Genomic DNA, 12,488 nt, shown 5'->3' with positions numbered 1-12,488 from the left:
TATAAGTACAAAGCAAATCAAGGTTATACAAATAAAACAATTATGTTCATGGAATCTGAACCTAATGAATTACCACCGCATGAAAGCCAGGTGTTGGAGATGGATGCAGATGCATTCGCAGCTACTAGATCCGCAAGTGATGCGGGTCATTTTTGCATGTAACAAAAGCGTGAAAATATTTCTCTGCACAAAGTATGTTGATATTATTGAACTACAATTATAGTATTAATTTGCAACTACAGTTGTAGTTTTTTTAAATCAAAAAAAATCATATGAGAGGAGCATTACAAAATGAAAGCAGCAACAAAAGTAGCAATCGCAACACTAAGCGGTATTTTGTTATTGGGTTCTTCCGTGAACCTCGCGGCGGAGGCGGCATCTTCCCAGCCAGCCAAAAAAACCGCTGCTAAAGAGGCAGCCAACAAAGCTCAAACTGCAGAGGAAAAGAAGTTTATCGAAAGTGAGATAACGAGAGTTAAAGAACTGCCAAAAGAGCCGGGTGATATTTACGTCATGTATTTTAAATACAAACAGCTGAATTACGGATTTGATTTTCTCCCTTTTGGGAAAGACCTTGAATACTCTACATATGAGGATTACTTTTAAAAAAGCTTCTACTTTGAAAGGCTCCATCTTGCAGCAGCCTTCCAACCTGCCAGAGGGATATAAGTTTTCCAAAGCGATCATTGAAAGTCCAATGGCGAATATTAAAAGTGAAATCGAAAAAAATTTTTTGATGCTCTGAGGGACGAAGGGAAGAAGAGTGGAAAAGCCGTTTACACGAAAAAGTTTGATTGGAAAGAGGCGGGAAGAATCCGTCTTGAGTATACGAACGGGAAAGACACGCTGATCTTAAATCAGTATACGGCGGATGAAGAATTTTCTAAGCTGAAAGGTTTCAGTTACGAAACGCCGCCTACTGTTGACAGATACGTATTTTGGTAAGGAATCGGCAAATCCTATTACACTATTGCAACCCATTCGGATATGTCCAAAGAGCAGATGAATGAAATTCTGGAAGCAGCGGTGAAAAAATAACATTTTGAGCCAGCCATAGGTCTTGCGTACAAGACCATGCAGTCTGAAAAATGGTTAGTTCCATGAATTTTGCTGTAGAGGCAGCGCCAAGTAAGCCTGTAAGCAGTACGTTGAAAACGGAAGCTCAAAAAAGGAAAGCGGTATACTCCAAGAAATACACTTGGACGGAAGTCCAATTGTTCAATGACACAAAGTTACCCTCAACAGATTAATTTAGACCCTACTAAAAAGGGTAACTTTGTGTCACTGATGTCGATTGATACAAACATTATGACATTTCCGTTTTTGACAAGAACATAAGGACACTACCGATCTTGTCATAAATCAAATATCTAAAACTGGAAGTACCAGTACCTCTGTAGAGATGCTGGTGCTTTTTTGCTTTTTAACTATGCCGGCAAAGTGAACTTATTGGATTCTGAATCGGCTGTCAGAGGACAATAACATATATTCATTGGATTGCCCTTTTTCAATAAATATGTAACTTCAAACAATAAATAAATTATATATTGATGCACAAGTGAATAGTGTGTATATTGTATATATACGGTATTTGATCGATTGACAGAAGCGAGGTGATGAAACATGAAAATTATAATATCCAACGCATCGAGCGATCCGATTTACATGCAGATTATGAACCAGATTAGACAGAGCATCCTAAGCGGTGAATTGCGTGCAGGCGACAGCCTCCCCTCCATTAGGCAGCTGGCCAAGGATTTGCAAATTAGTGTAATTACAACCAAGCGTGTCTATGAAGAGTTGGAGAAAGAGAAGCTGATCGACTCTGTTGTAGGCAAGGGTTCTTTCGTATCAGGGGCCAATAAAGACTTCATTCGGGAGCAGCGTATGAAACAACTAGAAGAAAAAATGCTCGACATCATTCGTGAAAGCAAGGAGTTAAGCATGAGCCAACAAGATGTAATTGATCATATGAAGTTATTGTTCGAGGAGGAACACACACCATGAACGTTATTGAAATACGCAATCTAACGAAAACGTACCCCGAATTTACAGTCGATCAAGTATCTTTGGATGTGAAGCAGGGCTACATTACCGGGCTCATAGGTCCGAATGGAGTTGGGAAGAGCACCTTAATCAAAATGATGCTCGGCATGATTCGCCCTGACTCCGGGAGCGTAAAGATACTAGGCTGCGATATGCCTGCACAAGAAGTGGACATCAAGCAGCGCATCGGCATCGTGTCGGATGATTGCTTCTATTATGAACACCTTACGATTCGAGACATGAAGAAGATGATTGCTCCTTTCTATCAAAAGTGGAACGAGCAGAAATTTAACAACTATCTGGAACAGTTCGAGCTGTCCCCGAATAAGAAGATTGAACAATTATCCAAGGGGATGAAAGTGAAGTTTGCCCTTGCCGTTGCTTTTTCACATGAGGCAGAGCTCCTCATCATGGATGAGCCAACCTCCGGGCTAGATCCTGTGTTTAGAAGGGAAATGCTCGATATTCTTGCGGACATGATGCAGAACGAGCGAAATTCGATTATTTTCTCAACTCATATCACGACAGACTTGGATCGCATTGCCGACTACATTGCTTTCATCAATCGCGGAAAGCTCGTATTCAATGAAGCGAAAGATGATGTACTCGATAGATACGTGATCGTGAAAGGTGACTCCCAACTACTAGATTCCGATGTTCGAAAGAAATTTGTCGGAATTCGTGAGACAGCCGTTGGTTTTGAGGGCTTAATAGATAATCGGCAGGAGGCCGAGCATTTATTTGGAAATTATGCGGTTCTCAACAAACCATCATTAGAAGACATCGTGTATTTCACAACCAAGGGAGGACGCGTACATGCTTAACTTGCTTCGGAAAGAATTCATCGCTTTGAAAAGCTCGCTGTGGACACCTCTCATGTATTTTGTTGTGTTCAGTGTTGTTTTTATACCAAAGCATTCATCGTCTGTTCACCTTGTGGGTATTTATACGGCTTTCGCTACGCTTAGTCACGTTACGCTGATCGATATAAAGAATCATAACCACAATTTTCTGGTCACCCTGCCGATTAGCCGTAAAAATATCGTAAAAGCGAAATACATAACGGGCATTATTATTAGCCTTGTCAGCGTCCTAGCATCTTATGGCATTCACCTGTTCGTTACAACTGTATTCCCGGCATTTAACAAGCCAGAATTAACGGTCATGGATATACTAGGACCAGCAGTCATCACGCTAGCCCTGGCTTCCATTTATTTGCCGCTGTTTTATACGCTTAGTAAGAAAGGAACGTCTATTATTCAAGGGGTGTTCACACTAATCCTAATTGCACTGGCGCAGCCTACGGCAATATTTATGCAAATGATCAACGAGAACAGATTGCATAGTGATTCTACTTTATATCTTATTTTAATCGGAATCATCTTGTTGTTCATTGTTTCCTACTATATAGCTGCAGTTCTGTTTACTAAAAAGGAATTATAAGAGGCCACATTGTTGCATGATCAAAACAATATTCGAAAAGGGGAGAGAAACGTAGATGCAAACACAAAAAAGTCGTCCAATTCAAATAAAAGGTTGGATGATGCCCCTTGTGGGATTTCTTGTTGCGCAACTCTATTTTATAGCCTGTGATCGATTTTCATGGAACCCGAACAGAGAAATCAATCCAGGAACGATCATGGGCAGAATTTTGAATTCTAAACTTTTTACAGAATGGTTCACTCCGTATAACTTACCGATAAATAATGTCATTACTGCATTTTTAATCGTAACCTTACTGCTGCCCGCGCTAATAGGCGCGATGAAGAGTATTTTTTTCAGAAAATAAATCGACTTATGTTAGGAATGAAAGGAATGTGATGTAATGATAAAGAGAGAAAATCAGAATTTGAAATGGATAGGTTTATTGTTCGCTGGATGGTTAACAGTAACTGCTGCCCTGTTTTTAGCCGGTCTTTCCGGTGATGTTGCTGAACATTTGTTCGGCTCATCAAGGCATGTTCGGAACCTGATTCAGGCTCTTGTGATGAGCGGGCTGGTTGTTCCTATTATTTTGTATTTATATCAGCGTCTCTATCGGATGACTGGTGTGAAACCTAAGACACCGGTATATTCCTGGAAAAGGGGATATCACTTTTTTACTGGGGTTCTATTGGCAAGTGGACTGGGTGCATTGGGCTTCGTTATAGCAAGTGTTCAAGGTTGGATTGTCATTGAAAAATGGCACGCCCCCGATCAGTGGTTTGCTGCGCTGCTTATCAATGTATTGTTTGCCGTGTTTTTTGAAGCTTTGCCGGAGGAACTAGGGTTAAGAGGGCTGTTGTATGATGTGTTACGTCATCGATTCCCAGCTTGGTTATCCGTATTCATTCAAACAATACTATTTGTATGCGTCACGACAGCGGTTGCCCTATTTCAAGCATTCGTTGGACAGACACCCGGATTAACGCTTAATATCTTTTATATCGTAGTCATTTTTTGTTTTGGAATAGGCTTGCAGTTACTCCGTTTATGGACCGGAAGTCTTTGGGCGTCAATCGGTTTTCACCTTACCTACTTAGAAATTATGCGGTTTGTCGTTCTTCCGCATGGCTATGGCGGTGGTGTACCCCCAATTATAAGCTACCAAGAATCAGCACCCTTACTCGGCTACTTAATCTCTATTAGTATGATTCAAATCGGGGGCATTATCGTATCGCTCGTTATATTAAGTACGAAGCGTTTAATACGGAAAGGGAGTTAACATCGGTGCAAGAGCCAGTCTCGTACATTTGTCGTATGCGCCATGGAACGCCATAGTCCCGAACAACGCAAAAATGGCCGACAGCAACTCGAATGAGATGCTGCCGGCCATTTGTATAGGTTATTGAGGGCGCACTATTTCTAAGGGATTACTTTCCACACATCGGCGCCTGAAGAGCCTGGCGTTTCGCCTTGTGTCCACCATTTCGCTTCATAATTTACGCCGTTATGCGTTACTTTATTACCGGCTACATACACTGTCGTTGCGCTCCAAGACGGATATGTAGTAGGAGCGGACGGTGTAGTGACGTTCAGAACGTTGCTTGCTGACGATACGTTGCCAGCAGCATCAATCGCTTTAACGGTGAAGGAGTACGAAGTGTTTGCCGTCAAACCCGTGACAAGGTATTCCACAGTTGATCCTGAGACAGTCGCTATCAACGTCGTGCCTTGAAATACTTGATACCCCGTAACTCCGACATTATCCGTAGAAGCGTTCCACATTAATGGAACTGTTGTGGAAGTTGAGCTGCCCATGACATGAAGGCTGCTTGGCGCTGTAGGAGCTACTGTATCCGGTCCGGTCACAGGTAGCGTCGTGAAGGTTACCGCATTGCTTGCTGCGGATAGATTTCCGGCGGCATCAACAGCTTTTACCGTAATCGTATACGAAGTATTCGAAGTTAAACCTGTCAAGTTGGAGGTTAACGCTCCGTTTGTCGTTGCGATTTGGTTGGAGCCGTTAAAGATCCGGTAGCCGGTTACCCCAATGTTGTCCGTGGAGGCGTTCCAAGTGATGGTTGCGTTTGTCGTCCCAATATTGGATACCGCTGCACCGGTTGGGGCAGTCGGAGCTACATTATCAACGTCCCCACCAAAATTAACGTCAATTACATTATAAAAGGCATTTAAGGTATCAGAAATTTCCCAAACCGCAAGAATGACTTGATACCCAGTTCGGCTCGGAACGTTGCAAGTGTCGGAGTAAGTGTTCCCAGGCAATTTACCGTTGTAAGGCACGTTGCAAAAAGGAGTTAAATCGAAGGAGTCGCGAGTAAGCGGTGCATTAGGATTCCAGTTTTGCTTTGTGATGTAATATTTCCAGCTTGTCGTTGCGTGAGGTACTTTAATCTTCCAATTAAACGTTGTTGGACCTGGGCTTATGTTAACCTTTGTCCAACGAGTCGCAGATTGCTCGTCAAGAGGGGCGAATGCGCCGTTAGCACTCGCAATCTTCCCATCGGCAGGGCCTCCCGCCGGGAATCCCTTGCGTGCCTCCAAACTATACGGTTCATAAATAATCAGTCCACAGTTTTTATTAACGCCGTCTGCGCATAGACCTGCCCGGCTGTTGGTCACGTTACCGTGTGCGAATGCCTTATCCCCGAGTATGAGGGACATCGCGAAGAGAAGCACGAGCATGGTACCACCAGTAATGAGAAATTTTAGCCTCTTTGCACTGGATAAACATAAATTAGACATCATAAATTTCCTCCATTCATCATTTTTATTAGCAATCCATAACTTTTGTAATGTTCAAATGACACCTCCTTCATAAGCTGAATATATATAAACTCGCATAAGAGCTTATATCAGTTCCTCACAAGACGAAAAGAATTCTGTTAAGCAGGCTGATAGAGAAGTAATGCATTTTGATATTGCCGAATCGTCAGAGGCGTATTCTAGAGCAACGGGAGCGGCATCATGAAGTATCTGATTCTTGAAATTAGGTGTTAGGTTGAGGGATATTGTAGCCGAATTGAACTTATAGCGAACGCGGCCACATGGCTCAATAGTTGGTCAAAAGGTAGGGTCTCATGCAAATTCTTAATTGGTAGGATGCATCCGAGCAGAAGTAGGTGGTGCGTGTGAAAGCAACATATTAATACCCATAATATTACTATGCAATAAGAATATATCATTATAAGTTTTCAGTAGCAACTAGTTTTGTTAGGAGTTGACTTTGATGCGCCACATCCCCAACTGCACGCCAACAGAGCTGCCGCTTTCTGGTTTTTGTTGTTTGGTCTTTTTTTGTTTATGCTTGCCCGCTTAATGAACTGGCTTATTCGGGTCAAGGGGACGGATGTACCAAAATTCATCGGCGTCCACCTGCTGGCACTTAGCTTGATTGGTGTATTTTTCATGCCGGTATCCGGCTTCTGGCTCATCATTCCGCAAGCAGTCATTATCATACGCAGGTAAGAGTCAATCTTTGTCGCGTCACGTGAAAACACGAATACGAGATCAAGATCAAGCATAGCGTAACCGAGGGCGGGATATATTCGCGGACGACGCTCAAGAGCCCGATTCCTCAATAAGCAACTAAGACGAGGCTGCCGGCATGGATCGGTAGCCTCGTTGCGCTAACGGGAAATGAGATAATGTTAAGAGGGATTAATGTGATTACCATAGAATATTTAGTTATCAAGTATTCAGTTGAAGGAGGGTGAAGATTGAATAATAATGTCGCTAATGACAAGCTCCATGCAAAGTCTATATTATGACCATGGCGGTTATTTGTATGGAGCTTAATAAAGTAACCGCACGTTTTCATTCTGATTTGTATGGTGAGAACAGTTTATAGTATAGATTTTGCTACCTTAAAATTCAATTTAATTTTAAGGAGTAGATCTATTTTGAAATATACAAGTGCTGAAGCTATTCTGCCAAAAGACTTGCTTAAGGAAATACAGAAGTATGTGGAAGGTCGAATGATATACATCCCCAACGCAGAAGGGTCTCGAAAAAAGTGGGGAGAAAAGTCAGGCAACAGAAATTACCTGAACCTCAGAAACGGCGAGATTCGCCAGCGATTCAATGATGGATTGACGATAGATCAACTCTCAGAACAGTTCTTCCTTTCCCATGATAGTATCAAAAAAATTGTGTATTCAAAAAATAGCTAGAACCAAAGGTTTGTCGGGTTAAACCCGCAAACCTTTTTTATGTGCAATACGAGTAGTAATTGTTTTTTATATATATTAAAAGCAGTCAATTCTATAAATTAAGCTCATAGGATTGATAAAAATGAGTTAAATGAATGACCCAAAATCGAAAGTAGGAGTTCAACATGGAACATATTTTTGGATTAGAAAAAATAAATAGTGAAGAAGCGACGATACTTGAATTACAGGATGCAATGTATAAGGGGGAAGTTACATCAAGAGACCTTGTTATGTATTACATGTATCGGATCGCAACGTTCGATCAGAGTGGACCCATGATCAACTCTATTATGGAAATGAATCCTGATGCGATTTTTATTGCAGAAGCATTAGACCAAGAAAGAAAATTAGTAGGAGCAAGAAGCCCTTTACATGGTATCCCTGTATTGTTGAAAGGAAATATTGAAACAAAAGACAAAATGCATACAAGTGCAGGTGCAATAGCTTTGGAAAACCACATTAGCGCAAAGGATGCTTTCCTTGTTCAAAAACTAAGGAAAGCAGGTGCAATTATTCTTGGAAAAGCAAATATGACAGAATGGGCAAATGGTATGTCGACATCTATGTGGGCTGGATACAGCTCAACAGGAGGACAAACAAAGAATCCATATGGGGATTATTTTCCTGGTGGTTCTAGTACGGGATCTGCCGCATCCGTTGCAGCAAATTTTACTACAGTTGCCGTTGGGACAGAGACATCTGCTTCTATTTTAAGCCCATCTGTACAGAACGCTGTTGTTGGTATAAAGCCAACCGTAGGTTTAATAAGTCGATCAGGGATTATTCCGTGGACTTATTCTCAGGATACAGCCGGACCTATGGCAAGGACTGTGACAGATGCAGCGATCTTATTAGGTGTTCTTACGGGAAAAGATGAAAGTGATCCAGCTACTTGGAAGAATGAATGTTCTAATGTGGACTATACAGCATTTTTGGATAAAGACGGATTAAGTAAAGCAACCATAGGTATTTTCAGAAATATTCCGCCTGTGAAATATCGTGACATTGGAGAGTATGATGAAAAATTATTTAATGATGCTGTGGCTATACTTAAAGATTATGGAGCCAATGTAATAGAAGAAATAGAAATTCCATCGTTCATTAGAGCATGGGAATATAACAAAATGAACATTGAATTTAAGCATTCTGTTGAACATTATTTGCAAAGTCTCCCAGCTCATTTACCAATTCATACTTTGCATGAGTTAATTGAATGGAATGAACAGAATACGGAGAAGGCTTTGAAATATGGACAAGATGCATTGAAGCATCGATCACAATTAGAAAACCCATTAAAGAGTCAGAAATACATTCTAGAGTCTATCACTGATTTATATTACTCGCAAAATATGGGTATAGATCATGCTTTAGAAAAGTATGGATTGGATACAATCCTGTTTCCTTCTTATGTCGGAGCTGATATATGTGCTAAAGCGGGTTATCCATCCATAGCAGTGCCCGCAGGATTCCAAGATAATGGAAGAGCATTCGGGATTACATTCGCAGGAACGGCATTTAGTGAACCGACACTAATTCGTATTGCATTTGCATTCGAACAAAAAACGAAACACAGGAGAATGCCAGATCTAAAGAATTAAAAAGATCGAAGCAATCTGGTCGATAAAAGCCAAGCAGTTTAGGGCATCGCATTCGCTTTATTCGCTCATTGTTTCGCTTTGCCTATGAAGAAGCATATGTAACTTCAAACCTTGCGTTAAAATTAAAAGAACCCAGGATGATAAGCGCATTCCAAAGTTCTTAATTGAGGAAGATGTGATTCATCGCGAGAAGATCATTGCGGTTTTATGAAGGTTTAGGATTTGTAGCGACCCATGAGGGTCTAAAGATGAAACTTTAATTTGAACTGAATATAGCAGAAAGAAAGCAAAGTCTTCTGCGGAAGACTTTGCCTTCTTTGCTTAGACCTAATTGTCGTCCTTTTTCTCAAAATGATAAGTACCGCTAAACAGATTGTCGTCGTGAAAAGCGATGATTAGCATATCATAATGCTCGCTCGTTAGAATCTTTTTTAAGCTGAATTCCGAGTAATAACGATTGTCGAGAACGGTTAGTTTGGTGAAATGTTGAGCTAAATACGGCGTAATGGGATTCATGAAGGAATCTTTAAGCAGCAGGACATTTAATTTATTATTAGCGTTTGAATTCTCATAAGTGATTTTTCGTCTGTCGCCGCCATATATGGTGCCATAAGAATAAGTGCGCCGACCTTTTTTGAAACCATAAAATTCATTAAAGTTCGTAACGGTTTGTTGGCCGTCCTTGTTAATAACTTCAAAATTGTTAAAGGTGAACGGCGTTCGGGGTTCGTAAATAATCGTTCTATCTGCTTTTTTGGGATCTAAGGCATAATTGATTTGAGTATTATAACTGCCCTCGAAGCTGCCAGTCGTTAATTGAGAAACATGGATATCACTTAAAGACATCGGCTTGTCTTCGAATTTGGTCGACAGCTTAGAGATTTGAGTAATCATTTCCTGATAAGCTGTAAAAGCGCCTTTGATATTCCAATGATGGTCGGTTTCCAAGTAAAGCTCTTCTAACTGTGCTTTAGTAAAGGTATCGAACTTATCACCAATATTAACGACGTTAATATGTTTGTCGAGTTTAGATAAGAAGTAATTTTTCGATTTGGCATACGCGTCGGTTTGCAAATATTTCGGGTATAAATGCATCAATGATTTGGTTCTTGACGGGTTAAAGACGAAAAACGTTTCTGTTTCTTGATCTTGGGCGAATTTAACCGCATCGTTTAATTTGGCAGTCGACGCGTCGATATTATGGGTATGCAGAACTTTGTCGGTATTTGGAAAGAGCCACTTATTATTAGTCACCACAAGCTTGGACACGATACGTGAATCTGTTACTATTGTTCCATCTTCGGGTTTATGTGGTTTTTTAGCGTTGACCATGTTCTCGAACAGCATGGCGTTAAACATCCCGGAGTTTTGCTGTTTCTGGTAGATTCTAACCATTTCGTCACGCAACACGATTTGGTCATTTACATACTGATTCATGTCTTCGAAAAAGCTACGATTTGAAATGGCTTCGATGCTGATGTAGGGCAACTTGCTTAACGTTCTATTTTCACTAGTGGAAATGTCCTTATCCGGTAAAATGATGCTAGCAATTCCGAAGCCGAAAATAATAGCTAAAAAGGTGACCATATAAACGATTGAAATAGATTTATTCACTTCGTTACTCCTTTTGAAAATTAGAATCTAAAATATAAGAAAGGATTATAAGTTGAATTAATAAGAAATAAGATCACTTCCGCGAACAGGAAGAAGTAGAACAGCAATGCAAAAGCGGTCTGTACTTTGGTTATCGACTTGCTGAATTGCAGCTTTTGAAGTTTCGGAAATACCGGCGTTGAAACAAGAATAGCAATAGCAAGGTAAAACCAATTTAAAGATAACAATGAAAGTGCTTGGGAATCGAATATTTCATTGCCACGGGAATAGAACATAGAAGTAATAAAATCTGTCGTGTATCCAAAGTTGTCAGCGCGGAAGAACACCCATCCAATCATGACTAACAGCAACACAACAACATGGTTTAAGGGATAAATCTTAGAAAGCATCTTTTCAAGACCGGCTTTTTCCAGTGCGATAAGAATCCCGTAATAGGTGCCCCAAGCAATGAATGTCCAGCTGGCTCCGTGCCAAAACCCCGTTAGTGCCCACACAATAAATAAATTTCGATAGATCTTCCACGGGGCAACTCGACTTCCACCGAGCGGGATATATACATAGTCCCTGAACCAACTGCCAAGAGAGATATGCCAGCGTCTCCAGAACTCAGAAATGCTTTTAGAAATATAAGGATAGTTAAAATTCTCTGCGAATTCGAAGCCAAACATTTTACCTAAACCGATCGCCATATCGCTGTAACCTGAGAAATCAAAATAGATTTGTAGCGTATAGGCGATTATTCCAATCCAAGCACTTCCGGTTGAAAGATCCATTGTAGACGTGGCGAACACGGTGTCTGCTGTGGACCCGAGTGGGTTGGCTAAGAGTATCTTTTTAGACAAACCTAGAATAAAACGCTTGATTCCCTCAGTGAACTGGATAGAAGAAAATACGCGTTTGCTGAGTTGTTCGGCGACAGCATTGTATCGAATAATAGGACCTGCTACTAGCTGCGGGAAAAATGTGATGTAAAGCGACAAACTGAATAGATTTCGTTGGGCTTTTTCTTTTTTTCTATAGACATCAATTAAATAACTGAGCGCATGGAATGTATAAAAAGAAATTCCTATAGGCAATGGAACAGTCTTCAAATGAATATTCGTTTGTAGTGCAGCATTCATGACATCAACAAAGAAGTTAGCATATTTAAAGAAGCCTAGAATTCCGATATTAGCAACGATTGCCATCGTTAAAATGTAGACTTTCTTTTTGGGTTGATTTTCCGTTCTATCGATCCAGATCCCATAACCATAGTTCATGATGATGGATAATATCATTAGAACGACATACCTCGGTTCACCCCATGCGTAGAAGACTAAACTGAAAATTAATAGAATCGTATTTTTGAATTTGAACGGAACAGCAAAATATAGAGTAAGAACAAGCGGTAAAAAGAAAAACAAAAATATGACTGAACTAAAGACCAAAACTAACTTCCTCCTTATGTTGGATCATGGGTGTGATTGCTTGAATGTAAGAATGCTATGACCGGAAAGCTTGCCTCGCTATTATCGCAAGTTTGATAATAACAACTGGAAAAGACCCGAAAAGATGTTGTCACTTTGATTCCAAGTGTTCA

The 12,488-nt window shown here is 40.6% G+C and carries 12 protein-coding genes and 1 pseudogene; 10 read left to right on the top strand and 3 right to left on the bottom strand.

Annotated elements, in window-relative coordinates:
* The first annotated feature begins 291 nt into the window (after positions 1–291).
* From A372_RS38680 to A372_RS0117415, 6 genes are all read left to right on the top strand, one after another.
* The gene (locus tag A372_RS38680; protein WP_237728552.1) at positions 292–606 is read left to right on the top strand and encodes a hypothetical protein; all 315 of its coding nucleotides are present in this window, start codon (positions 292–294) and stop codon (positions 604–606) included.
* A gap of 1,017 nt (positions 607–1,623) precedes the next feature.
* Positions 1,624–2,007, top strand: a complete 384-nt coding sequence (locus A372_RS0117435) for a GntR family transcriptional regulator (protein WP_019422168.1) — start codon at positions 1,624–1,626, stop codon at positions 2,005–2,007.
* Complete coding sequence (locus tag A372_RS0117430; protein WP_019422167.1) at positions 2,004–2,870, top strand: ABC transporter ATP-binding protein; 867 nt, start codon at positions 2,004–2,006, stop codon at positions 2,868–2,870. The genes A372_RS0117435 and A372_RS0117430 overlap by 4 nt, the downstream gene beginning before the upstream one ends.
* Positions 2,863–3,489 carry an ABC-2 transporter permease gene (locus tag A372_RS0117425; RefSeq protein WP_019422166.1) on the top strand — a complete coding sequence of 209 codons (627 nt, stop codon included), beginning with the start codon at positions 2,863–2,865 and terminating at the stop codon, positions 3,487–3,489. Before A372_RS0117430 ends, A372_RS0117425 begins: the two co-directional genes overlap by 8 nt.
* A 55-nt stretch (positions 3,490–3,544) precedes the next feature.
* On the top strand, positions 3,545–3,835 hold the full coding sequence (locus A372_RS0117420) for a YfzA family protein (RefSeq protein WP_019422165.1): 291 nt from the start codon (positions 3,545–3,547) through the stop codon (positions 3,833–3,835).
* 36 nt (positions 3,836–3,871) lie between these two features.
* Entirely contained in the window at positions 3,872–4,750 is an 879-nt protein-coding gene (locus A372_RS0117415; RefSeq protein WP_019422164.1) for a CPBP family intramembrane glutamic endopeptidase, read from the top strand.
* 140 nt (positions 4,751–4,890) lie between these two features.
* On the opposite strand, the gene A372_RS0117410 is transcribed toward A372_RS0117415, so the two are convergent.
* Positions 4,891–6,231, bottom strand: coding sequence for a lytic polysaccharide monooxygenase (locus tag A372_RS0117410; protein ID WP_036704583.1), 1,341 nt, complete (start codon positions 6,229–6,231; stop codon positions 4,891–4,893).
* Positions 6,232–6,696: 465 nt separating this feature from the next.
* Between A372_RS0117410 and A372_RS34165 the strand changes: the two genes are divergently transcribed.
* The 4 genes and pseudogenes from A372_RS34165 to A372_RS39610 all read left to right on the top strand — a co-directional run.
* Positions 6,697–6,954: a DUF6463 family protein gene (locus A372_RS34165; protein WP_019422162.1), complete on the top strand. Its 258-nt coding sequence runs from the start codon at positions 6,697–6,699 to the stop codon at positions 6,952–6,954.
* A 434-nt stretch (positions 6,955–7,388) separates the two neighbouring features.
* On the top strand, positions 7,389–7,658 hold the full coding sequence (locus A372_RS0117400; RefSeq protein ID WP_019422161.1) for a CD3324 family protein: 270 nt from the start codon (positions 7,389–7,391) through the stop codon (positions 7,656–7,658).
* A 164-nt stretch (positions 7,659–7,822) separates the two neighbouring features.
* Positions 7,823–9,295 (top strand): amidase family protein, encoded by a 1,473-nt coding sequence (locus tag A372_RS0117395; RefSeq protein ID WP_019422160.1) that lies wholly within the window; start codon positions 7,823–7,825, stop codon positions 9,293–9,295.
* A 26-nt stretch (positions 9,296–9,321) separates the two neighbouring features.
* Positions 9,322–9,479, top strand: a pseudogene (locus A372_RS39610) (integrase); the annotation flags it as partial.
* Positions 9,480–9,622: 143 nt separating this feature from the next.
* Here A372_RS39610 and A372_RS0117390 read toward each other — a convergent pair.
* Together A372_RS0117390 and A372_RS0117385 are read right to left on the bottom strand one after the other, a co-directional pair.
* Positions 9,623–10,909 carry a DHHW family protein gene (locus tag A372_RS0117390; protein WP_019422159.1) on the bottom strand — a complete coding sequence of 429 codons (1,287 nt, stop codon included), beginning with the start codon at positions 10,907–10,909 and terminating at the stop codon, positions 9,623–9,625.
* A 20-nt stretch (positions 10,910–10,929) separates the two neighbouring features.
* Positions 10,930–12,336, bottom strand: a complete 1,407-nt coding sequence (locus tag A372_RS0117385; protein WP_019422158.1) for an MBOAT family O-acyltransferase — start codon at positions 12,334–12,336, stop codon at positions 10,930–10,932.
* Positions 12,337–12,488 lie beyond the last annotated feature (152 nt).

The organism is Paenibacillus sp. OSY-SE, from assembly GCF_000283315.1.
In the GTDB taxonomy this organism is placed as follows: domain Bacteria; phylum Bacillota; class Bacilli; order Paenibacillales; family Paenibacillaceae; genus Paenibacillus_B; species Paenibacillus_B profundus.
The sequence above is the reverse complement of the archived record's forward strand: the minus strand, read 5'-3'. Positions and strand labels throughout refer to the sequence as shown.

Coding starts and splice junctions, on each gene's coding strand:
- A372_RS38680 (WP_237728552.1), top strand. CDS start 292: ATGAAAGCAGCAACAAAAGTAGCAATCGCAACACTAAGCGGTATTTTG.
- A372_RS0117435 (WP_019422168.1), top strand. CDS start 1,624: ATGAAAATTATAATATCCAACGCATCGAGCGATCCGATTTACATGCAG.
- A372_RS0117430 (WP_019422167.1), top strand. CDS start 2,004: ATGAACGTTATTGAAATACGCAATCTAACGAAAACGTACCCCGAATTT.
- A372_RS0117425 (WP_019422166.1), top strand. CDS start 2,863: ATGCTTAACTTGCTTCGGAAAGAATTCATCGCTTTGAAAAGCTCGCTG.
- A372_RS0117420 (WP_019422165.1), top strand. CDS start 3,545: ATGCAAACACAAAAAAGTCGTCCAATTCAAATAAAAGGTTGGATGATG.
- A372_RS0117415 (WP_019422164.1), top strand. CDS start 3,872: ATGATAAAGAGAGAAAATCAGAATTTGAAATGGATAGGTTTATTGTTC.
- A372_RS0117410 (WP_036704583.1), bottom strand. CDS start 6,231: ATGTCTAATTTATGTTTATCCAGTGCAAAGAGGCTAAAATTTCTCATT.
- A372_RS0117395 (WP_019422160.1), top strand. CDS start 7,823: ATGGAACATATTTTTGGATTAGAAAAAATAAATAGTGAAGAAGCGACG.